Origin of the sequence: Streptomyces sp. NPDC086554, assembly GCF_040686095.1 — a bacterium.
Classification (GTDB): Bacteria; Actinomycetota; Actinomycetes; order Streptomycetales; family Streptomycetaceae; genus Streptomyces.
In genome coordinates, this window is record NZ_JBFBJK010000031.1 from 1 (window position 1) to 21,171 (window position 21,171).

Genomic DNA, 21,171 nt, shown 5'->3' on the forward strand with positions numbered 1-21,171 from the left:
GGGCGACAACGCGGAGCGTTGGCAACCGACGACAACGCGGCAGATGTGCGTGCCAGGGGTCGCGACCCCGGCAGGACCCATCGGACAGGCCCTAGTCCAGCAGGCGCTCGCGCAGCCGTGCACGGGTCTCCGGGGTCACCTTGAGGCCGTCGGTGAGGTAGGTCTCCGTGTCGCCCCAGGTCTGCTCGATGGTCTCGAAGGCGGCCGCCAGATACTCGGCGCGGGCCTCGAAGAGAGGGCTGAGCAGCGCCATGACCTCGGGGGACATCGCGTCGGGGGAGCTGTTGCTGCGGTGCACCTTGTAGCGGCGGTGGGTGGCGTTCGACTCCAGGTAGTCCGCCTCGATGGCGTCGCGCTCGACGCCGACGGCGAGCAGCGTGACGGCTATCGAGAGGCCCGCGCGGTCCTTGCCGGCGGCGCAGTGCATCAGCGCCGGTACGCTTTCGCCCGCGATGTCGTGCAGCACGCGGCTGTGCTCGGCGGTGCGGTCCTTGATGATCGTGCGGTACGAGGCGGACATGCGACCCGCGGCCTGCCCGTCGTCGAGCGCGGCGCGCAGCTGGTCCAGATCGCCGTCGCGGACCATCTGCCAGAACTCGGCGCCGTCGGCCGGGTCGGTCAGCGGCAGATTCACGTTGCGTACGCCGGGCAGCGCGACGTCAGGGCCTTCGAGCCGCTGGTCGGCCGCGTTGCGGAAGTCGAAGATCGTGTGCAGGCCCAGCGACGAGAGGAAGGCGGAGTCGGCCTCCGTGGCGTGCGCGAGGTGACCGCTGCGGAAGAGCCGGCCCTGCCGGACCCGGCGGCCGTCCACGGTCGGAAGTCCGCCCACGTCACGGAAATTGCGGACTCCGGTCAGCTCGGGCTCCGACAGCTCGGTCGGCGGGACTTGCTGCGTCACGGGGGCTCCTCCCGTCCGGCCGCCGGCGCTGCTCGCCGGTGGGGGTCGACTTCGACGATACGACATGGGTTCCTGAGGCAATCACTGCCGGTGCATGAGCGTTGCCTCACAGGTGATGCCGCGCCGATGATGTGCGTACACGCGCGTGGCTGTCGGAATCGGGTCGGATCTGTGGGGGACTGATGTTCGAGGTCGGCGAGAACGGTCGTACCTGGCTGCTTTCCGGGCCCACGAGCAGCTATGCGCTGCGGCTCACGGCCCACGACGAACTGCTGCATCTGCACTGGGGTCCCCGCATCGCCCTGGCCGACGCCGAGGCACTCGCGGCGGAGCCGCTGCCTGCGGAGTGGGCCTTCGAGTCGGGGCTCGACGGGCGGGAGGAGTATCCCGTCGAGGGCGGGCGGCGGTTCACGCGTCCCGCGCTTTCCGTGCGGGGTGGCGGGGTGCGCGGCACCGAGTGGCGGTTCTCCGGAGCCTCCGGAGCCTCCGGAGCCTCCGGAGCCGAGACCGGGCAGGACGAGCTGCGGCTTCAATTCTACGATTCCGCACACCAGTTGGCCGTGACGCTGGTCTACCGGATGCGCGGCGACATCATCGAGCGCCATGCGGTCCTGCGCCACCAGGGACCCGCGAGCGCCCCGGACCTTGAACTGCTCCGCGCCGACTCCGCCACCTGGACCCTGCCCACGCGCGAGCACTGGCGGCTCTCGCAGCTGCACGGCCGCTGGGCCGCCGAGTCGCAACTGGTGCGGTCACCGATCACGTACGGCGAGAAGGTCATCGGCAGCCGGCGCGGACACACCGGGCATCAGCATCTGCCCTGGGTGGCGCTGGACGCCGAGGGCGCGACCGAGGAGCGCGGCGAGGTGTACAGCTGCGCGCTCGGCTGGTCGGGGTCGTGGCGGATCGCGGTGGCGCAACTGCCGGACGGGGCGGTGCAGATCACCGGCGGCAGCGGGTACGACGACTCCGGGCAGCTGCTCCTTGCGCCCGGCGACGAGTGCGTGACGCCCGTCTTCGCGGGGCTGTGGAGCGAGGGCGGCTTCGGCGGTGCGAGCCGGGCCTGGCACGCCTATCAGCGGGAGCACGTGATCCCGGACGCCGGCGTGACGCGGCCCGTGCTCTACAACTCCTGGGAGGCCACCGGCTTCGACATCGCCGAGGAGCAGCAGCGGGCGCTCGCCGAGCGGGCCGCGGCGATGGGCGTGGAGCTGTTCGTGGTGGACGACGCGTGGTTCGGGCAGCGGGTCAGCGACCGTGCCGGGCTCGGCGACTGGTCCCCCAATCCGGACCGCTTCCCGGGCGGTCTGAAGCCGCTCGCCGACGAGGTGCACGCCCTCGGCATGAGCTTCGGCATCTGGGTCGAACCGGAGATGGTGAACCCCGACAGCGACCTCTACCGCGCCCATCCCGACTGGGTGCAGCACCAACCCGGCCGCGACCGCACCGAGTTCCGCAACCAGCTGGTCCTCAACCTCGCCCGCGATGACGTACAGGAGTACCTCTGGGAGCGTCTTGACGCGCTGCTCTCCAGCGCCCCGATCGACTATGTGAAGTGGGACTTCAACCGCTGCTTCAGCGATCCCGGCTGGCCGGGCGAGCGCTATCCGCAGCGGATCTGGCACGACCATGTGCACGCCCTGTACGCACTGGTCGACCGGCTGCGGGCCGCGCATCCCGCCGTGGCCTTCGAGTCCTGCTCGGGCGGCGGCGGCCGGATCGACCTCGGGATCCTCTCCCGTACCGACCAGGTGTGGACCTCCGACAACACCGACCCGCTCGACCGGCTCACCATCCAGCACGGCTTCAGCCAGCTGCACCCCGCGCGGGTCATGGCCGCCTGGGTCACCGACAGCCCGAACACCCAGCTCAACGGCCGGGTCAGCACACTGCGCTTCCGTTTCGTGAGCGCCATGGCGGGCGTGCTCGGCATCGGCGGCGACCTCACGCAGTGGACCGAGGGCGAGCTGGCCGAGGCGGGTGGATGGGTGAGCCTGTACAAGGAGATCCGGCCCGTGGTGCAGCTCGGCGACCTCTACCGGCTGCGCCCGCCCGAGGACGCGCTCAGCGCGGTGCAGTACGTCCACGGGGACGAGACCGTCGTCCTCGCGTGGCTGCGGGCGCAGACCTACGGGGAGCAGCCGCCCCGGGTGCGGCTGCGGGGACTCGACCCCACGGCGGCCTACGTCTGCCGGGGCACGGGCGTCGTCCACCGGGGTGCCGTGCTGCTGCACCACGGGCTGCGGACGGGGCTGCGCGGTGACCTGGACGCGGCGGTGTTCCGCTTCCGCAGGGTGTGAGCGGTGCGGGGGGCCGCCGCGTATTCCGGGTTGGAACAATCTTGACCGGTGGCTTATCTCACCCCCCGTCAACCCCTCCCTACGGTGGCGTAGGTCACTTGTCGAGGTGAAAGATGTGACGACGTGACAGCAGAGTCGACATCCTTCATCCGTGACACATTCACCTCCTACGCAGCGGTCGGCGACAGCTTCACCGAGGGAGTGGGGGACCCGGGGCCCGACGGGGCGTTCGTCGGCTGGGCCGACCGTCTAGCCGTCCTCCTCGACGACCGGGTGCCCGAACACACCTTCCGGTACGCCAATCTCGCCGTACGCGGCAAACTCCTCGACCAGATCGTGGCGGACCAGGTGCCGAAGGCCAGGGAGTTCGCCCCCGACCTGCTGTCGTTCTGCGCCGGCGGCAACGACATCATCCGTCCCGGCACCGACCCGGACGAGGTGGCCGAGCGGTTCGAGCGCGCGGTCGCCGACCTCACATCGGCGGTCGGCACGGTCATGGTGACCACCGGCTTCGACACCCGCGGCGTCGCCGTGCTCAAGCATCTGCGCGGCAAGATCGCCACGTACAACATGCATGTCCGCGCGATCGCCGACCGCTACGGCTGCCCCGTGCTCGACCTGTGGTCGCTCAAGACCGTCCAGGACCGGCGCGCCTGGGACGGCGACCGGCTGCACCTCTCCGCCGAGGGGCACACGCGCGTGGCGCTGCGCGCGGGGCAGGTGCTCGGCCTCGACGTGCCCGCGGACCCCGACCAGCCGTGGCCGCCGCTGCCGCCCCGGAACACCCTTGAAGTGCGGCGCGACGACATCCACTGGGCGCGCGAATATCTGGTGCCCTGGATCGGGCGGCGCCTGCGGGGCGAGTCGTCCGGGGACCATGTGGAGGCGAAGGGGGCCGTGGACCCGTACACCGTCAGGATGCACATCGAGTCGGCGTCCTGAGGCGGCCGAGTGCCGCGTGGCTCAGACTGTCGCGCGGTGGGCCAGACCCAGTTCGCGGTCGAGGGCCTCGTCGACCCAGGCGCGCATCCTGCCGCGCGGGACCGTGCCCTCGTACGCCGTCTGCTGGACCGCGAGACCGTCGAGGAGGGCGGTCAGGCGCAGGGCCGCGCCCTGGGGGTCGGCGCAGCGGAACTCGCCCGCGGCGACGCCTTCGGCGATGACCTCGGTGATGGCTGCCTTCCACTGCTGGTCGAGATCGCGGGTGACCGTGCGCAGGGTGGGCTCGCGCAGTGCGGCGGACCAGCCCTCGATCCACAGGCGCCAGCCCTTGGCCTGGCCGGTGGGCGCGTACCAGCGGACGGCCGCGCGCAGCCGGCGCTCCGCCGTGCCGCGGCGGCCCAGGAGGGCGCGCAGATGGGCCAGGTCGCCCTCTGCGGCGTGCGCGAAGGCGGCTGCTACCAGGTTCTCCTTGGTCGAGAAGTGGTAGAGCACCAGGGCATTGCTCACCCCCAGCGCGGCCGCCACGTCCGCGATGCGCACGGCGGCCACACCGCGCACCTCGATCTGTTCGACGGTGGCGGCCAGGAGCTCCGCACGCCGTTCCGCCACGCTCAACCGCACCCTTGCCACGTCGCGCAGCCTATCCACGGGGGCGGGGAGGCCGGGCACGGGGCGGCCGATTGGCTACGGGGCGGCTTGGTGCCTACGGGGCCGCGTACCAGCCGAAGCGGTCCGCGACCAGCGCGTGCGCGGCGGCGCGCGGTGTCGTGCCGTCCGCTTCCGCCCGACGTCGCGCAGCCTATCCACGGGGGGCGGGGGAGTCCGCCACGGGGCGGCCGATTGCGTGCGGGGCGGCTCGGTGCCTACGGGGCCGCGTACCACCCGAAGCGGTCCGCGATCTCCGGGAGGCGGTCCGCGACCAGCGCGTGCGCGGCGGCGCGCGGTGTCGTGCCGTCCGCTTCCGCCCGGCCCAGCGTCCACTCGACCAGGGTCCGCATCGAGCGGCGGATGTGCGCGAACGCCTCGTCCGGGTCGGCGCCGATGTCGCCGAACAGCGTCCACCACCACCAGGCGTTCGTGCCGGAGTTGACGACCACGTCCGGCAGCACGGTGACGCCGCGCGCCGCCAGGAGCCGCTCCGCCTCCGGCAGGACCGGCATGTTGGCCGCCTCCGCGATCCAACGGGCCGTGATCCGCTGCTGGTTCACCTCGTCGATCGCGTACGACACCGCGGCGGGGACGAGGATCTCCGCCTCCGTGGACAGCCAGGCCTCGCCCGGCAGTTCGCGGTCCCCGGGGCGGAGCGCCGCGCGGTCCACGGTGCCGTGCGCGTCGCGGGCGGCGAGCAGCGCCTCCACGTCGAGCCCCGCCGGGTTGGCGATCGTGCCCCTGACGTCGGCGACGGCCACGATCGGCAGCCCCGCGCGTGCGAGGAAGCGCGCGGTCGCGCCACCCATCGTGCCCAGGCCCTGCACGGCAACGCGCGCGCCCGCACGCGCGTGGCCCGCCCGGTCGAGCGCCACAAGGACCGCTTCGGCGACTCCGCAGCCCCCGGCGAGCTCGTCCAGACCGAGGCCGTCCACCTGCACGGCGAAGGCGTCCGCCAGACGGGCGCGTGCCTCGGTCTCGTCCTCCAGGAGCGGGTGGACGGCCTGGATCGAGGAGACGAGCCCCGCCTCCTGAGCCGCCTTGTCGACCAGGCCCTGCGTCAGGCCCAGATCCTCGCCCGTGGTCCAGCAGTGCTCCACGTAGGGGCGCATCGCCCGGAGGTAGCGCACCAGGACGTCGTACGCCTCCGGGGAGCGGGGGTCGCAGTCGATGCCGCCCTTGGCGCCGCCGAGCGGGACGTAGCGGGCGCTCGGGTCGTAGTGCAGGGCCTCCTTCATCGTCATGCCGCGGGCAAGACCGGTGACCTCGTCGAGCGTGCAGCCGGGGCGCATCCGCAGACCGCCGCTGCAGACGCCGCGGACGAGACGGTCGACGACGAGGAAGCCCTGGCGGCCGGTGACGTGGTCGGTCCAGGTGAGGGAGAGCAAGGGGGCGGGCGCGTGGGCGGGCATGGCGCACTCCTACTGCCTACTGAATGAAGGGTCAGTAGGAGTACATCACGCGTGCGGGGTGGTTGAAGACGATCCCGTGTGGGATGTGGCCGATGACGATCCCTCCGGACGGCCGCTGTCGGAGGCGGTGCACATAATGGATGCCTGATCTACCCCTTCCAGGAGGTGCTGTGTCCCGTTCGCTGAGCTCTGGGCTCCGCTCGCTCAGGACCGCCGCCTTCGGCGCGGATCCGGCCGGAGAGCGGCTCGCACGGATCCACAGATCGCCGAACTTCGCCGACGGTTCCTTCCAGAACCCCGTCGGGGCGCAGAGCCGCCCCTCCGGTTCGACGGCTGTGGAGTTCGCGAAGGTCTACTTCCGTAAGGAGGAGCGGCTGCGGCGCAGCCCCACGGGCACCGTCCCCGTGCATGCCACGACCCTCGCCGACCTCGCCAAGCCCCCGGCCGGCGGGCTGCGACTCACCTGGATGGGGCACTCCAGCGTGCTCGCCGAGATCGACGGGCGGCGCGTGCTCTTCGACCCGGTGTGGGGCGAGCGGTGCTCGCCGTTCTCCTGGGTCGGGCCCAAGCGGCTGCATCCCGTGCCGGTGCCGCTCGCGGCGCTCGGCCCGGTGGACGCCGTGGTCATCTCGCACGATCACTACGACCACCTCGACATGCCCACCATCAAGGCCCTGGCCGGCACGGACACGGTGTTCGCGGTCCCGCTCGGCGTCGGCGCCCATCTGGAGCGCTGGGGTGTTCCCGCCGACCGGCTGCGCGAGCTCGACTGGCACGACTCCACGAAGGTGGCGGGCCTGACCCTGACGGCGACGCCCGCGCGCCATTTCTGCGGCCGCGGCCTGCGCAACCAGCAGCACACGCTCTGGGCGTCCTGGGCCGTCACGGGCCCCGAGCACCGCATCTACCACAGCGGGGACACCGGCTACTTCCCCGGCTTCCAGGACATCGGCGCGCAGCAAGGGCCCTTCGACGCCACGATGATCCAGATCGGGGCCTATTCGGAGTGGTGGCCCGACATCCACATGACGCCCGAGGAGGGCATGCGCGCCCACCTCGACCTCCAGGGCGGCCGCCCGTCGGGCGTGATGCTGCCGATCCACTGGGGCACCTTCAACCTCGCCCCGCACCCGTGGTCGGAGCCGGGCGAGGGCACGGTCGATGCGGCCTCCCGCGCGGGGGCACGGATCGCGCTGCCGGTGCCCGGCCAGCCGTTCGAGCCCGCGACGGACTCCGTCCCGTCGGAGCCGTGGTGGCGCGGGGTCGCGGTCGAGCCGGACGCAGGGTGGCCCCGCGCGACGCAGGGCACCCCGGGCGCCGCTCACGCCGAGGACGCCGAGGACACCGGGGAGCCGGAGGCGGCGAGGGTCGGCTGAGGTAGGTCATGGGGGAGGGACATCGCGGGGGTTCGCGGTGTCCCGCGGGGGCCCGCGAGGGGTGCGGGTGTCCCGCTACGGGAGTTGGGGCGGCTGCGTGCGACGCGGTCGCCCCGATGTCGTGAGGGGGCGCCCTGACGCCGGGGCCGGTCGGCTCGGAGGCGTGAGCGCCGGCTGGGGTCTTGGCCGGTCGGCCCGGAGTGATGTGCGTTGGCCGGAGGTCTTGGCTGGTTGGTCCGAGGCGTGAGCGGTGGTCTGGAGCCTTGGCCGTCGGTCCGGAGGCCTGTGCGTTGGGCGGTGGTCTTGGCTGGTTGGCCCGGAGTGATGTGCGTTGGCCGGAGGTCTTGGCTGGTTGGTCCGAGGCGTGAGCGGTGGTCTGGAGCCATGGCCGGTCGGTCCGGAGGCCTGTGCGTTGGCAGACGGGTTTGGCCGATCGCCCCGGCGGCATGACCGTCGCCCCGGCATCATGGCCCGTCAGCCCGTCAGCCCGTCAGCCCGTCAGCCCGTCAGCCCGTCAGCCCGTCAGCCCGTCAGCCCGTCAGCCCGTCAGCCCGTCAGCCCGGCGTGGCGGCGTCACGGCCGGTTCGCGCGGTGTCAGGACCGCCCCGTCCCCCCGAAGGGAACCTCCTCCGCCGAGCCACGCGCCCCGGCTGGAACTGGCGTCCGAAGATGTAATCAGACTGCCGTGCGAGGTGTCATACCAGAGCGGGACCTTGGTCGTCGTACTTTGTCAACTGCCCCTCGCACATGATGCGTTGCCGACTACCGTGAGTTGCCGTCGGTCGACGCAGGGGATCATCAACGGCCCCTCCCGGCCGGCACGGCGATGCCGCGAAACACCCGTCGCGCGACCGTCGGAGCCCGCACCCTGACCGAGGACGTTGATGTCTCACCTTCGCGCACCGGCCGCCCGCGCAGACCGCCGTGAAGGCGGCCGGCACGGCAGACCCGGCAGCCGTCCCGTCGCGCCGCTGCCCGAGGCACGGATACGTCCGCAGCTGCTGCGCATCGCCGTACTGCCCCCCGTCGCCGTCGCGCTCTGCGCCGGCGCGGCCGTGCTGTTCGTCGTCCGGGAGACCGCCACCCCGCTCGCCCCCGCGCTGCTCGTCATCCTCGCCGCCGCAGGCGCCATCACCCTGGCGAGCGTCGTCATCGCGGCGGTCGCCGCCGACCGCGCCTCGGCCTCCGTACGCGACCGTGTCGGCTCGCTGCGCCGCAGCACCGCGCGCGGACAGGCCGAACTGCGGCGGGTCGTGGAGCAGTTGCGGCGTGGGGACGGACCGCCCGCCCGCACGGCGGTGCCGGCCCGGTCCGCCCAGGAAGGCGACGAGTTCGGGCTGCTCGCCGACGAGCTGAACCGCGCCCACGAGGTCGCCGTCAGCGCGGTCGTCCAGGCCTCGCAGCTCTCCAGCCACGCGGGCAGCGAACAGAAGGTCGAGGTCTTCGTCAATCTGGCCCGGCGGCTGCAGTCCCTCGTACACCGGGAGATCTCGCTGCTCGACGAGCTGGAGAACGACGTCGAGGACCCGGAGCTGCTCAAGGGCCTCTTCCACGTCGACCATCTCGCCACCCGCATCCGCCGCCACGCCGAGAACCTCGCCGTGCTCGGCGGTGCCATCTCCCGGCGTCAGTGGAGCAAGCCGGTCACCATGATGGAGGTGCTGCGCTCGGCCATCGCCGAGGTCGAGCAGTACTCGCGGGTGAAGCTCGTGCCGCCGATCGACGGGACGTTGCGCGGCCACGCCGTCGCCGACGTCATTCATCTCCTGGCCGAACTCGTCGAGAACGCAACGGTGTTCTCCGCACCGCACACCCAAGTCCTGCTGCGTGCCAACCTGGTGACGGCCGGGCTCGCCATCGAGGTCGAGGACCGCGGCCTCGGCATGCCCGTGACCGAGCAGAACAAGATGAACCACCTGCTCGCCGACCCCGACCAGGTCAATGTCGCGAGCCTCCTGCAAGACGGGCGAATTGGGCTCTACGTGGTCTCCGCGCTCGCCCGCAGGCATGGCGTCGGCGTCCGCCTCCAGACCAACATCTACGGCGGCGTGCAGGCCGTGGTCATCCTGCCGCAGGGGCTGCTAGGCGCCGAACCGCAGAACGAGCCCGTCGCCGCCCCGCGCACCCAGCAGGCCTCGCAGCCCGGCACCGGCCACGCACCGCGGACAGCACAGGCGCCCCCGCCGGGACCGCGCCCCGAACCGGTTGTCGTGCCGCGCCCGCCGCTGCGGGACGAAACGCCCGGCGTGCCTGGGGCGAACGGGAACGGGCAGGTCCCGCTGCCCGTACGCGACGCACGCGAGGACCGGCCGACGCCGGCCGAAGCCGTGCCGGGCATCAGGCCCGAGGACCGGCAGGCCGCGGCCGAGCATTCGGGGACCCCGCCGGTCCCCCTGGGCGGCGCCGTGCACGGCCGGATGGACAGGCCCCGGCTCCCCAAGCGGCGCGCCCAGGAACACATCGCGCCGCAACTGCGCGACACGCCGCCGTCGCCGCGCCAGGACCCCGACTACCACGTCGGCCACGACCCGGGCCTGATGGCCGCCTTCCAGCGCGGCATCGGCCTCGCCGCCGCACAGGAGACACGCGACCCGGCACCCGGACCGGACCTCGGCATCCCCCGCGACGGGGGCGGCCAGGGTGGCTGACCCGCACCACACCGCAAGCACCACGTCTGCCACGGCAGACCCGCGTACCTCTAGGAGTCGATCCACCATGGCGAGCGATGTGCAGACCGGCCAGGTATCCGACCTCGACTGGCTGATGAGCGGCCTCGTGCAGCGGGTGCCGCACACCCACAGCGCGGTCCTGCTCTCCTCCGACGGGCTCGTGAAGTCGGTCCACGGCCTCGACCCGGACAGCGCCGACCACATGGCGGCCCTCGCCTCCGGGCTCTACTCGCTGGGGCGCAGCGCGGGCGTCCGGTTCGGCGACGGCGGTGATGTACGCCAAGTGGTCGTGGAGCTCGACTCCACCCTGCTGTTCGTCTCGACGGCGGGATCGGGCACCTGTCTCGCGGTCCTCGCCGGGCGCGATGCGGACGCGGCGGTGCTCGGCTACGAGATGACGATGCTGGTCAAGAGCGTACGGCCGTACCTGATGACCGCACCCCGGCAGCCGGCCGGCGAACCCGCCCCGATGAGGCATTGAGCGTGGCGGCCCCGCACGACGGGCCATGGCTCGACGACGCGGCAGGACGACTCATCCGCCCCTACACGGTCAGCGGCGGGCGGACCCGGCCGACCGCCCAACTCGACCTGCTGACCCAGGTGTTGGCCACCGGCGGTCCGCCGCTCGGCTATCTGGGGCCCGAGCACACGGAGGCGCTCGGGCTCTGCGCGGCACCCACATCGGTCGCGGAGATCGCGGCGCAGCTGAAACTGCCCGCCGTCGTGACGAAGGTGCTGCTCTCCGATCTCGTCGACTGCGGGGCGCTCACCCTGAGAGCCCCGGACTTCTACCACAACCCAACTGACCGGTCCCTGTTGGAGGCAGTGCTCGATGGATTACGACGACAGCTCTGACCCCTTCCCCACCGCGCTGAAGATCCTGGTAGCGGGAGGTTTCGGGGTCGGCAAGACGACCTTCGTGGGCGCGGTGAGCGAGATCGCGCCGCTGAGCACGGAGGAGCTCCTCACGACCGTCAGCGAGGGCACCGACGATCTGTCGGGCGTCGAGAACAAGACCACGACCACCGTGGCCATGGACTTCGGCCGCATCACCCTCGACCCCGACCATGTGCTCTATCTCTTCGGCACGCCCGGCCAGGAACGCTTCTGGTTCATGTGGGACGAGCTCTCCGAAGGCGCGCTCGGCGCGGTGGTGCTCGCCGACACCCGCCGCCTTGAGGACTGCTTCGCGGCCGTGGACTTCTTCGAACAGCGCGGCATCGGATTCATCGTCGCCATCAACGAGTTCGACGGCGCCCACCGCTATGAACCCGAAGAAGTACGGTCCGCCATCGACCTCGACCCCCAGGTGCCCGTAGTGCGCTGCGACGCACGGATCTCCAGCTCCGGCATCGCCACGCTCCTCACGCTCGTCAAACACCTGCTCGCCCACGCCCCGGCCGCACCGAGCTACGGAGCCCACACCTGATGTACGACCCGACCGCGCATCTGCTGCTCACTCCCGTCGACAAGGAGGCGCCGACCCGGGTGCGGCGGCTGCGCAGGCTGGGCATCGGGCTGCATCCCGACCGCGCGTTCGACGCCTTCGCCGACCGGCTCGCCGAGGTCACGGCAGCGCCGTACTCCATGGTCAACTTCATCGACGAGAACCGGCAGTTCTTCGCCGGCCTGCACACCCCGGACAGCGTCGGCTCCGGCAGCGAACTCACCTCGGCGGCGGCCGCGGAGGGCGCGGCGTGCCGCTACATGGCCCGCGACCACGGCTACTGCCCGCATGTGGTCGTACGCCGCAAGGCACTTGTCCTTGAGGACGTCTGCGACTACCCGCGGTTCGCGGGCAATCCCGTGGTCGACGAGATCGGGATCCGCTCCTATCTGGGGGCACCGCTCATCGACCGCACCGGCGTGGCGCTCGGCACGGTCTGCGTCGTGGACGTCGAGCCGCGCCCCTGGGGCAGGTCGGGCCTGGAGACCATCAAGTCGATGGCGGCGGAGCTGATCGAGCAGATCCACCGGCGGGAGGACGGCGGGATCTGACGCTCACACCTCAAGCACCTCCCCGTCGGGGAAGCGGACGCGGACGGAGTCGCCGTCCACCGCACAGGAGACGGACTCCCGCAACGCCGAGGGCAGGACGGTGTCCTGGGAGAGTGCGACGAGTGTGACGTGGACGCTCGCGCCGCCCGCATGGCCGGCGCGGGTCAGATACGGAGTCGCCGAGTGCGGACCGAAGGCGTTCGCCGCCACCTCGCGGGCGCCGGGGCCTGGACCCGGTGGACGCGGATCTCCCACGGGCCGTGCAGCACGCTGGTCGTCTCGATGGAGAACTCGCCGTCGAAGCCGGGCAGTTGTGCGTCGTGGCGGGAGGAGGCGGTGCGTCCCGCGCAGCTCAGCGGGTGGATCCGGCGGCGGCGGAGGGGGTGCCGTCCGGGGCGAGCAGCGCGAGGTGGCCGTCCACCGTTCGGTCCCATGCGCGCGGTGCCGTCTCGGGGGCGGTCGCCGTGGAGTAGCCGAACTTGGCGTAGTGCGGGTCGTCGGCCGCGGGGCCTTCGAGCGGGTTGTGGTCGCTGCCGTGGTTGACCAGGCGGACGATGCCGTCGTGCCGGGTGCCGTGCAGCAGCCAGCCCGGCTCGGGGAGGGCCGTGTACTGGTCGGACTCCTCGACGGGGAGTGGCAGTTCGCGCTCCGTCCACACCGGGTGGTCGGCGGGAAGCAGCAGGCCGAGGAAGCCCTTGCTGGCCCAGTACGGCGACGCCGGACCCGAGTAGGCCTGCGTCGAGGGCAGGAACGTGCCATACCAGCCGAGCGGGAGCAGCCCGCGCTCGTCCGGGACGCCGCGCTCCACGAAGTGCCGTGCGGTGCCGGAGGCGAGCCGCCGGGTGAGGCCGGGGGAGAGGGGGGTGCAGTCCGCGAGGGCGCCCATCCAGACGGGGGTGGTCGCCGCGAAGCGGTAGGTGGGGGAGCGGCCCTGGTGGACGGGGGCGCCGTCGGCGCCGAAGAAGTGCGGGTACGCGGCGAGGAATTGGGTCAGCCGCTCGCGGTAGACCTTGCCCCTGCCACCGTCCTCCGCGCCCGCCATTCGCGCCCAGAGGAGCGGATACAGGTGCATCGCCCAGCCGATGTAGTAGTCGAAGTTGCGCCCGTCGCCGTCGCTGTACCAGCCGTTGCCCCGGTACCAGTCCTCGATGCGGTCCAGGCCGCCGCCGGTGTCCGACCGGCTGTGCGGGGCGCCGACGGAGGCCAGGAACTGCTCGGACACCACCTGGGGCCAGCTCGCGCTGCGGGTCGCCGCACATCGAGCTCGACCGGCTGCCCGCGGATGCGCTCACCGTCGCGGCCCGCGCGGGTGCGCACGGGGCGCGGGCCGAACAGCTCCGCCCGGATCTCGCACGGGCAGGCACGGCGTCCCAGTCCTGCACGGACGGCGCCGCCGATGCGGCGTACGCGACCGACGGTGACACCTCGACCGACACCCGCACGCTGTCCGAACCGGGCGCCTGGTGGCAGGTCGACCTGGGCGAGGCGCGGCGGGTGGGACAGGTCGAGGTCTGGAACAACACCTCCATGACCACCGCCGACTTCGACGTCAAGATCGCGAGGACCGCCGACTTCGCCGACGCCACGACGCTGCACGTCACCGGACGATCATTGCGGCCCACACTCCTCGACACGGACGCGGAAGCCAGATACATAAGGATCAAGCTCACCGGCACGGGACGCCTGGCACTCGCCCACGTACTCGTGCATCCTGCACGTACATAGCCAACACCCGCACCCGCACAGGTATTTGTACGGAAAGGCACACCATGACCGACCTCCGTCTAGGCGTCCTCGGCTACGGCTTGCGCGGTTCGCTCGCCCGCACCGCGCACCGGCCCGGCGCGGGCTCCCGCGTCACCGCGCTGGCCGACCACGACGTGACCGCGCGGACGGAGGCGGCCGTGGCCTTCCCCGGCGCCCTCATATCGACCGACCACCGCAAGGTCGTCGAGGACCCCGACGTCGACGCCGTCGTGATCCTCACCCCCGACCACACCCACGCACAGCTCGCCTGCGAGGCGCTGCGCGAGAAGAAGCCCGTCTTCGTGGAGAAGCCCCTCGAAATCGGCATCGAGGCCTGCGACGAGATCCTGCGGACCGCCTACGAGACCGGAACGCGCCTCTACGTAGGCCACAACATGCGCCACATGCCCGTCGTCAGGCTGATGCGCGACATCATCGAGCGCGGCGACATCGGCGAGGTCAAGACGGTCTGGGTACGTCACTTCGTCGCCTACGGAGGCGACTGGTACTTCAAGGACTGGCACGCCGAACGGCAGCACACCACCGGCCTGTTGCTCCAGAAGGCCGCCCACGACATCGACGTCCTGCACTGGCTCGCGAGCGGCTACACGCGCCACGTGCAGGCGCTCGGCGACCTCATGGTCTACGGCGACAACCCGCACCGCCGCGAGCCGGGCGAGCCGAAGTCCGACGACTGGTACACCAAGGACGGCCACTGGCCGCCGCACACCCAGCGCGACCTCAACCCCGTCATCGACGTCGAGGACGTCTCGCTGGTCAACATGCGCCTCGACAACGGGGTGTTGGCGTCCTACCAGCAGTGCCACTTCACCCCCGACTACTGGCGCAACTACACCGTCATCGGGGACGCGGGCCGCCTGGAGAACTTCGGCGACGGCCCCGGGGGAGTGGTGAAGGTCTGGAACCAGCGGCGCTCGTCCTACCGCCCCGAAGCAGACGCCGAGTACCCGGTGCCCGACGCCCAGGACGAGGGCGGGCACGGCGGCTCCGACCCGCTGCTCATCGACGAGTTCGTCCGCTTCGTACGCGAGGGCGGCCGCACCGACACCTCACCGGTGGCCGCCCGGATGGCGGTCGCGGCGGGCGTGCGCGCCACGCAGTCGCTGCGGGACGGGGGTACGCCGAGGGAGGTGCCTGCGCTGGACCCCGAGCTGATCGCGTACTACGAGCGAGGCCAGGAGAGGTAACGGCCCGGGCCTGAAGGAAAGCTGCGGCGGCGCTTAAGAAATCCTCGATGGACCGGGGCGCCGCCGTAGGGAAGATTCCTGTGTCGTCGGGGGAAGAAGCGACGTACGACGGGAGCCGTGGCGTTGAAGGCGCTGGTCAAGGAGAAGGCGGAACCGGGACTCCGGCTGATGGACGTGCCGGAGCCGGTCATCGGCCACGGCGACGTCCTGATCAAGGTGCTCCGCACCGGGATCTGCGGCACGGACCTGCACATCCGGGCCTGGGACGGCTGGGCCCAGCAGGCCATCGCCGCGCCGCTGGTCGTCGGGCACGAGTTCGTCGGCGAGGTAGTGGAGACCGGCCGTGACGTCACCGACATCAAGATCGGCGACCGGGTCAGCGGCGAGGGCCACCTGGTGTGCGGCAAGTGCCGCAACTGCCAGGCGGGGCGCCGCCATCTGTGCCGTGCGACGGTCGGGCTCGGCGTCGGCAGGGACGGGGCGTTCGCGGAGTACGTCGCGCTGCCCGCCGGCAATGTGTGGGTGCACCGCGTCCCGGTGGACCTCGACGTGGCCGCGATCTTCGACCCGTTCGGCAACGCGGTGCACACCGCCCTGTCCTTCCCGCTGGTCGGCGAGGACGTCCTGATCACCGGAGCGGGCCCGATCGGCCTGATGGCCGCCGCCGTGGCCCGGCACGCGGGGGCCCGCAACGTCGTCGTCACCGACGTGAGCGAGGAGCGCCTCGACCTGGCCCGCAAGGTCGGCGCGAGCCTGGCACTCAATGTGGCCGAGGCCTCCATCGCCGACGGCCAGCGCGAGCTCGGCCTGCGCGAGGGCTTCGACGTCGGCCTGGAGATGTCCGGCAACCCCGTCGCGACGCGCGACATGATCGCCAACATGACCCACGGCGGCAAGATCGCCATGCTCGGTCTGCCGTCCGACGAATTCGCCGTGGACTGGTCCCGGATCGTCACCTCCATGATCACGATCAAGGGCATCTACGGCCGCGAGATGTTCGAGACCTGGTACGCCATGTCCGTGCTGCTCGAAGGCGGCCTCGACCTGGCCCCCGTGATCACCGGCCGCTACGGCCACCGTGACTTCGAAGCGGCCTTCGACGACGCGGCGAGCGGCCGCGGCGGCAAGGTCATCCTCGACTGGACCTCCTGAACGTCTCCTGACCTGACCCCTTCTGACCTCCTGACCGACCTCTTCTTTAAAGGAAGTCACCATGTTCGACTCCGTACGCGACGATCTCCAGGCCACCCTCGACGAGATCGTCGCCGCGGGCCTGCACAAGCCCGAGCGCGTCATCGGCACTCCGCAGTCCGCCACGGTCGCCGTCACCGCGGGAGGCCGCCCCGGCGGCGTACTGAACTTCTGCGCGAACAACTACCTCGGCCTCGCCGACCACCCCGAGGTCGTCGCCGCCGCGCACGCGGCCCTGGACCGCTGGGGCTACGGCATGGCGTCCGTGCGCTTCATCTGCGGTACGCAGGAGGTGCACAAGGAGCTGGAGGGGCGCCTGTCCGCGTTCCTCGGCCAGGAGGACACGATCCTCTACTCGTCCTGCTTCGACGCCAACGGCGGTGTCTTCGAGACGCTGCTCGGCGCGGAGGACGCGGTCATCTCCGACGCCCTCAACCACGCCTCGATCATCGACGGCATCCGCCTGTCGAAGGCCCGCCGCTTCCGGTACGCCAACCGTGACATGGCGGACCTGGAGCAGCAGTTGAAGGAGGCATCCGAGGGCGGTGCGCGCCGCAAGCTGATCGTCACCGACGGCGTCTTCTCCATGGACGGCTACGTCGCCCCGCTCCAGGAGATCTGCGACCTCGCCGAGCGCTACGACGCGATGGTCATGGTCGACGACTCGCACGCCGTCGGCTTCGTCGGCCCCGGCGGCCGCGGCACCCCCGAGCTGCACGGCGTCAGGGACCGCGTCGACATCATCACCGGTACGTTGGGCAAGGCGCTCGGCGGTGCTTCGGGCGGCTATGTCGCGGCCCGCGCCGAGATCGTCGCGCTCCTTCGCCAGCGCTCGCGCCCATACCTCTTCTCGAACACGCTCGCCCCGGTGATCGCCGCGGCATCCCTGAAGGTCCTCGACCTCCTGGAGTCGGCGGGCGACCTGCGGGAGCACCTCGCCGCGAACACCGCGCTGTTCCGCTCGCGGATGACCGAGGAGGGTTTCGACATCCTGCCGGGCGACCACGCGATCGCGCCGGTCATGATCGGTGACGCGGCGGTGGCCGGACGGATGGCCGAGCTGCTCCTGGAGCGGGGCGTGTACGTGATCGGCTTCTCGTACCCGGTGGTGCCGCAGGGCGCCGCCCGCATCCGGGTCCAGCTGTCCGCGGCGCACTCCACGGAGGACGTGAACCGTGCGGTGGACGCGTTCGTCGCCGCCCGCGCGGAGCTGGACGCCGCGGGGGCGTGAGCCGCGGGTTCTCTCCGTGCCGCAGGTTCTCTCCGCGCCGCGGGTTCCGGGTGGGGCCCGTGGCGGGGGAGCGGCCGCCGGTTTGGGAGAATTGACCACATGATCGAAGCGCGGCGGCTGCACATCCTCCGTGCGGTGGCCGACCACCGCACCGTGACGGCGGCTGCCGCCGCGCTCTATCTCACGCCCTCCGCCGTCTCCCAGCAGCTGACCGCCCTGGAGCAGGAGACCGGCCACCGCCTGGTGGAGCGCGGCGCGAAGGGCGTACGGCTCACGCCGGCCGGGGAGATCCTCCTCTCCCACACGAACGCGGTCCTCGCCCAGCTCGAGCGGGCCGAGGCGGAACTGGCCGCGTACAGCTCGGGCGCGGCGGGCACGGTGACCGTCGCGTCGTTCGCCACGGGCATCGCCCTGGTCGTCGGTCCAGCCCTGGCCAGGCTTGCCTCGTCGGCACCCGGGATAAGGGTGCGGGTCCAGGACGCGGAGGGCGACGCGAGCCTGCCGATGGTGCTCGACCGGCAGGTGGATGTCGCGGTGGCGGTGGAGTACCGCGGCGCGCCGGGCGCGGACGACCCCCGGCTGACGCGCGTCCCGCTCTACGCGGAGCCCTTCGACGCGGTGCTCCCGGTGACGCACCGGCTCGCGGCGGCCGAGCGCGTGCCGCTCGCGGAGCTCGCCAAGGACGCGTGGATCGGGCCCTTCGCGGGAAACCCCTGCCACGACGTGGTGATCCTCGCCTGCGAGGCGGCCGGGTTCCAGCCGCTCCTTGAGCACTGGTCGGACGACTTCCGCGCGGTGGTCGCGCTGGCTTCGGCGGGCGTGGGGGTCGCCCTCGTCCCGCGGTCCGCGCTGAAGGGCATGGACGTGTCGGGGGTCGTGATCCGCCCGGTGGACGGCGTCGCCCCCACGCGCCGGGTGTTCGCGGCGGTGCGGTGCGGCGCGGAGGAGCATCCGCTGATCCGTCCGGTGCTCGACGCCTTGGGGGAGGCGGCGCAGTAGCGGTGGTCTCGGCCTTCAGCCGTAGCGGTGGCCGCGGCCTTCAGGCGAGAGCCGATGCCACGTACGCCGCAGCCTCCGCGATCAGGGCTTCCCTCGGTTCGGCGTCGTACCCGGAGCGGTCCGACATGATCGCGAGAACGATCGGCGCGGTACTCGGCGGCCACACCACGGCGATGTCGTTGGCGCGCCCGTAGTTGCCGGTGCCGGTCTTGTGGGCCAGCGTCCAGCCCCGGGGAAGACCGGCGCGGATGCGCTTCTCGCCGGTGGTGCTGCGCTCGAGCCAGTCCTTCAGTAGGGCGCGCTTCCGCGCGGGCAGCGCCTTGCCGATGACCAGCTCCTGGTAGTCGCGGGCGATGGCACGGGGCGTGGTGGTGTCGCGTGGATCGCCGGGGCGGTTGTCGTTCAGCTCGGGCTCGAACTGATCCATCCGGCTCACCGCGTCGCCGAGCCCCCGCAGATACGCCGTCAGCCGCCGGGTCCCGCCGAGGTCGCGCATCAGCAGATTCCCGGCCGTGCCGTCGCTGTATCGGACGGCGGCATCACAGAGCTGCCGGATGGTCATGCCGGTCGCGACATGGCCCTCGGTGACCGGCGAGATCGAATCGACATCGGCCTCGCTGTAGGTCACGACCTTGTCCAGGTGAGTCAACGGGTTCCGGTCCAGGACGGCCGCCGCGGCGAGCGCCTTGAAGGTGGAACAGAACGCGAAACGGTCGTCCGCGCGGTGGGTGAGCACGGCGCCGGTCCTTGTGGCCAGTGCGTACACCCCCAGACGCGCGTCGTGCTCGCGCTCGAGCGCGGCGAAGCGCGAGGCGGCCCGGGCCATGGCGGGGTGCTCACGGGACGGTTTCGCGGACGCCGCGGACGACCGTGTCGCGGCGGGCCGCTCGTCCGGCGCGCAGCCCGCCAGCGGCAGAACCATCCCCGCCCCCAACAGAGCACGACGCGTGAGACCGGACGGTCGAGACGAGCTCAAGATCCACCCTTTCCATGACGCAACCCTTGCCCGGCAAGTGAACACGAACGCGGCCCGCCGGGGAGGCGGGCCGCGACGCGGGGCGACAGATCAGGCCACGCGCGGGGGCGTGGGTGGTTGGGTGCACGCGCGGGGGTGTGGGTGGTGGGGGCATGTGGGGCGGGCGCCGACGGTGCGGATCTGACCGTGGGGGTCAGGGGTGGTGTTGGGTGGGCTGCTGGGGCTCCGTCCGGACCAGGCCGCCGGACACCGGTGTGGTGGTGAGGCTGCTGTCCCCGTTACCGTCCGCGTCCGCGTGGCGCAGTACCCAGTCGTCGAGGTCGCGTGCCGCCTCCAGCGGCGACCCGGTGGCGTACGCCCGCCACCAGCTCGCCTCGGCGCGGGCAGCGGCCGGGCCAGCTCCCTCGGGGTGGCGCAGCTCCTCGCGGACCTGGGCCTCGGCCATCGCGAAGCGAACGCGTGCGGCCCGGGCCTCCACGCCCAGGACGTCGCCGATGAGCTGCCAGCTCGCGCCGCCGAGCCGCTCGAAGACGGCGGCGGCTTCCAGGAACCGGCGTGCGGCCGCGAGCACTTGGGCGGCGTCGGCCAGCACGGAACCGGGGGAGCGGACGCCGCCGTCGGGCCGCAGCTCGTGCTCGCCGATCGGGACGGCTGCGCGCGCGAGGTCGGCAAGATCGCACGCCTCGAAGGCGGTCGCCAGACGTGCGCGGGCCGCGTCCGTGTACGCGGAGGCGCCGTCCATCATGTTCTCGGCGTTGCCGCCGGGGTTGCCTTCGGTCATGTCGATCGGCCTCAACTGCGCAGGAAATAAAGGACGGTCATGGTCGCGGCCGTGGTCAGAATGACGCCCCGCAGCAGTCGGGCGGAGAGCCGGCGTGCGAAGTGCGCGCCGGTGACGCCGCCGATCAGCGAGCCCGTCAGCATGCCGGCGATGACGAGCGGGGCCCGCAGCGCGTCCGAGGCGAGCACGAACAGCACGGTCGCGCTGAGATACATGGCCGCGATCTGGGTGACCCGCATCGGATTGCCGGCCGCAGTGTCGATGCCCAGGCCGATGCTCCACAGGGCCAGCATCAGGATGCCTACGGCACCGCCGAAGTATCCGCCGTACAGAGCCAGGAGGAACTGCCCGATCAGGATGGCTCGGGAGCTCATGCCGACCGGGCGGCCGAGGGCCGTGGTCAACGTACGGGACACGTGGCGTCCGAAGGCCAGGACCAGGGTCGCGAAGGCGAGCAGCCAGGGCACAGCCGCGTCGAACGACGCCGCGGGCAGGGCCAGCAGCAGACCGGCGCCGAGCGCGCCCCCGACCACGCTCACCCCTGTCAGCGCCCGCATGGACGCCGTACCGACCGGGGCGAGTTCACGTCGGTAGACCCAGCCGCCGGCCACGGCGCCCGGCACCAGGGCGATGGTCGCCGACGCGTTCGCCGTCACGGGGGACAGGCCGACCGCGACGAGAGCGGGCAGCGCCACGAACGTGCCTCCGCCGCCGACGGAGTTCAGTGCCCCGGCGGCGACACCGGCCAGCAGGACGAACAGGATCTCGGACACCGGGCGAGCATCACCCCGTGACC

The 21,171-nt window shown here is 72.0% G+C and carries 19 protein-coding genes and 1 pseudogene; 13 read left to right on the plus strand and 7 right to left on the minus strand.

Annotation, left to right across the window (positions count from 1 at the left end; translation table 11 throughout):
* Positions 1 to 91 precede the first annotated feature (91 nt).
* Complete coding sequence (locus AB0O76_RS36750; protein WP_365500817.1) at positions 92 to 898, minus strand: tyrosine-protein phosphatase; 807 nt, start codon at positions 896 to 898, stop codon at positions 92 to 94.
* A 182-nt stretch (positions 899 to 1,080) separates the two neighbouring features.
* Here AB0O76_RS36750 and AB0O76_RS36755 point away from each other — a divergent pair, with 182 nt between their 5' ends.
* Positions 1,081 to 3,198 carry an alpha-galactosidase gene (locus AB0O76_RS36755; RefSeq protein WP_365500819.1) on the plus strand — a complete coding sequence of 706 codons (2,118 nt, stop codon included), beginning with the start codon at positions 1,081 to 1,083 and terminating at the stop codon, positions 3,196 to 3,198.
* Between the two features lie 123 nt (positions 3,199 to 3,321).
* The gene (locus AB0O76_RS36760) at positions 3,322 to 4,140 is read left to right on the plus strand and encodes an SGNH/GDSL hydrolase family protein (protein ID WP_365500821.1); all 819 of its coding nucleotides are present in this window, start codon (positions 3,322 to 3,324) and stop codon (positions 4,138 to 4,140) included.
* A 21-nt stretch (positions 4,141 to 4,161) separates the two neighbouring features.
* On the opposite strand, the gene AB0O76_RS36765 is transcribed toward AB0O76_RS36760, so the two are convergent.
* Positions 4,162 to 4,770, minus strand: a complete 609-nt coding sequence (locus tag AB0O76_RS36765) for a TetR/AcrR family transcriptional regulator (protein WP_365500823.1) — start codon at positions 4,768 to 4,770, stop codon at positions 4,162 to 4,164.
* Positions 4,771 to 5,003: 233 nt separating this feature from the next.
* A complete protein-coding gene (locus AB0O76_RS36770; RefSeq protein ID WP_365500825.1) occupies positions 5,004 to 6,200 on the minus strand; it encodes a Glu/Leu/Phe/Val dehydrogenase dimerization domain-containing protein in 1,197 nt (398 codons plus the stop codon).
* A gap of 170 nt (positions 6,201 to 6,370) precedes the next feature.
* On the opposite strand from AB0O76_RS36770, the gene AB0O76_RS36775 reads away from it, so the two are divergent.
* The 6 genes from AB0O76_RS36775 to AB0O76_RS36800 all read left to right on the plus strand — a co-directional run bounded on the left by AB0O76_RS36775 (position 6,371) and on the right by AB0O76_RS36800 (position 12,243).
* Positions 6,371 to 7,576, plus strand: coding sequence for an MBL fold metallo-hydrolase (locus AB0O76_RS36775; RefSeq protein ID WP_365500827.1), 1,206 nt, complete (start codon positions 6,371 to 6,373; stop codon positions 7,574 to 7,576).
* An 884-nt stretch (positions 7,577 to 8,460) separates the two neighbouring features.
* Positions 8,461 to 10,224 (plus strand): ATP-binding protein, encoded by a 1,764-nt coding sequence (locus AB0O76_RS36780; RefSeq protein WP_365500829.1) that lies wholly within the window; start codon positions 8,461 to 8,463, stop codon positions 10,222 to 10,224.
* 67 nt (positions 10,225 to 10,291) lie between these two features.
* A complete protein-coding gene (locus tag AB0O76_RS36785) occupies positions 10,292 to 10,726 on the plus strand; it encodes a roadblock/LC7 domain-containing protein (protein WP_365500831.1) in 435 nt (144 codons plus the stop codon).
* Positions 10,727 to 10,728: 2 nt separating this feature from the next.
* Positions 10,729 to 11,100: a DUF742 domain-containing protein gene (locus AB0O76_RS36790; protein WP_365500833.1), complete on the plus strand. Its 372-nt coding sequence runs from the start codon at positions 10,729 to 10,731 to the stop codon at positions 11,098 to 11,100.
* The gene (locus tag AB0O76_RS36795; RefSeq protein WP_365500835.1) at positions 11,078 to 11,674 is read left to right on the plus strand and encodes an ATP/GTP-binding protein; all 597 of its coding nucleotides are present in this window, start codon (positions 11,078 to 11,080) and stop codon (positions 11,672 to 11,674) included. Before AB0O76_RS36790 ends, AB0O76_RS36795 begins: the two co-directional genes overlap by 23 nt.
* A complete protein-coding gene (locus tag AB0O76_RS36800) occupies positions 11,671 to 12,243 on the plus strand; it encodes a GAF domain-containing protein (RefSeq protein WP_365500971.1) in 573 nt (190 codons plus the stop codon). The genes AB0O76_RS36795 and AB0O76_RS36800 overlap by 4 nt, the downstream gene beginning before the upstream one ends.
* A 3-nt stretch (positions 12,244 to 12,246) precedes the next feature.
* On the opposite strand, the pseudogene AB0O76_RS36805 reads toward AB0O76_RS36800, so the two are convergent.
* Positions 12,247 to 13,471: pseudogene (locus tag AB0O76_RS36805) on the minus strand (DUF2264 domain-containing protein); the annotation flags it as partial.
* A gap of 44 nt (positions 13,472 to 13,515) precedes the next feature.
* Between AB0O76_RS36805 and AB0O76_RS36810 the strand changes: the two are divergent.
* The 5 genes from AB0O76_RS36810 to AB0O76_RS36830 all read left to right on the plus strand — a co-directional run bounded on the left by AB0O76_RS36810 (position 13,516) and on the right by AB0O76_RS36830 (position 18,618).
* On the plus strand, positions 13,516 to 13,968 hold the full coding sequence (locus AB0O76_RS36810) for a discoidin domain-containing protein (RefSeq protein ID WP_365500973.1): 453 nt from the start codon (positions 13,516 to 13,518) through the stop codon (positions 13,966 to 13,968).
* Positions 13,969 to 14,012: 44 nt separating this feature from the next.
* Entirely contained in the window at positions 14,013 to 15,197 is a 1,185-nt protein-coding gene (locus tag AB0O76_RS36815; protein WP_365500837.1) for a Gfo/Idh/MocA family oxidoreductase, read from the plus strand.
* Between the two features lie 123 nt (positions 15,198 to 15,320).
* Positions 15,321 to 16,349, plus strand: a complete 1,029-nt coding sequence (tdh, locus tag AB0O76_RS36820; protein ID WP_365500975.1) for an L-threonine 3-dehydrogenase — start codon at positions 15,321 to 15,323, stop codon at positions 16,347 to 16,349.
* 61 nt (positions 16,350 to 16,410) lie between these two features.
* Complete coding sequence (locus AB0O76_RS36825) at positions 16,411 to 17,619, plus strand: glycine C-acetyltransferase (RefSeq protein WP_365500839.1); 1,209 nt, start codon at positions 16,411 to 16,413, stop codon at positions 17,617 to 17,619.
* A gap of 99 nt (positions 17,620 to 17,718) precedes the next feature.
* Entirely contained in the window at positions 17,719 to 18,618 is a 900-nt protein-coding gene (locus AB0O76_RS36830) for a LysR family transcriptional regulator (RefSeq protein WP_365500841.1), read from the plus strand.
* Positions 18,619 to 18,658: 40 nt separating this feature from the next.
* On the opposite strand, the gene bla is transcribed toward AB0O76_RS36830, so the two are convergent.
* The 3 genes from bla to AB0O76_RS36845 form a co-directional block, all read right to left on the minus strand.
* Positions 18,659 to 19,540: a class A beta-lactamase gene (gene bla / locus AB0O76_RS36835; protein WP_365500843.1), complete on the minus strand. Its 882-nt coding sequence runs from the start codon at positions 19,538 to 19,540 to the stop codon at positions 18,659 to 18,661.
* 247 nt (positions 19,541 to 19,787) lie between these two features.
* Positions 19,788 to 20,375 (minus strand): hypothetical protein, encoded by a 588-nt coding sequence (locus tag AB0O76_RS36840; protein WP_365500845.1) that lies wholly within the window; start codon positions 20,373 to 20,375, stop codon positions 19,788 to 19,790.
* Positions 20,376 to 20,386: 11 nt separating this feature from the next.
* Positions 20,387 to 21,148 (minus strand): sulfite exporter TauE/SafE family protein, encoded by a 762-nt coding sequence (locus AB0O76_RS36845; protein ID WP_365500847.1) that lies wholly within the window; start codon positions 21,146 to 21,148, stop codon positions 20,387 to 20,389.
* Positions 21,149 to 21,171 lie beyond the last annotated feature (23 nt).

Coding starts and splice junctions, on each gene's coding strand:
- AB0O76_RS36815 (WP_365500837.1), top strand. CDS start 14,013: ATGACCGACCTCCGTCTAGGCGTCCTCGGCTACGGCTTGCGCGGTTCG.
- AB0O76_RS36780 (WP_365500829.1), top strand. CDS start 8,461: ATGTCTCACCTTCGCGCACCGGCCGCCCGCGCAGACCGCCGTGAAGGC.
- AB0O76_RS36840 (WP_365500845.1), bottom strand. CDS start 20,375: ATGACCGAAGGCAACCCCGGCGGCAACGCCGAGAACATGATGGACGGC.
- AB0O76_RS36755 (WP_365500819.1), top strand. CDS start 1,081: ATGTTCGAGGTCGGCGAGAACGGTCGTACCTGGCTGCTTTCCGGGCCC.
- AB0O76_RS36825 (WP_365500839.1), top strand. CDS start 16,411: ATGTTCGACTCCGTACGCGACGATCTCCAGGCCACCCTCGACGAGATC.
- bla (WP_365500843.1), bottom strand. CDS start 19,540: ATGGTTCTGCCGCTGGCGGGCTGCGCGCCGGACGAGCGGCCCGCCGCG.
- AB0O76_RS36830 (WP_365500841.1), top strand. CDS start 17,719: ATGATCGAAGCGCGGCGGCTGCACATCCTCCGTGCGGTGGCCGACCAC.
- AB0O76_RS36785 (WP_365500831.1), top strand. CDS start 10,292: ATGGCGAGCGATGTGCAGACCGGCCAGGTATCCGACCTCGACTGGCTG.
- AB0O76_RS36770 (WP_365500825.1), bottom strand. CDS start 6,200: ATGCCCGCCCACGCGCCCGCCCCCTTGCTCTCCCTCACCTGGACCGAC.
- AB0O76_RS36795 (WP_365500835.1), top strand. CDS start 11,078: ATGGATTACGACGACAGCTCTGACCCCTTCCCCACCGCGCTGAAGATC.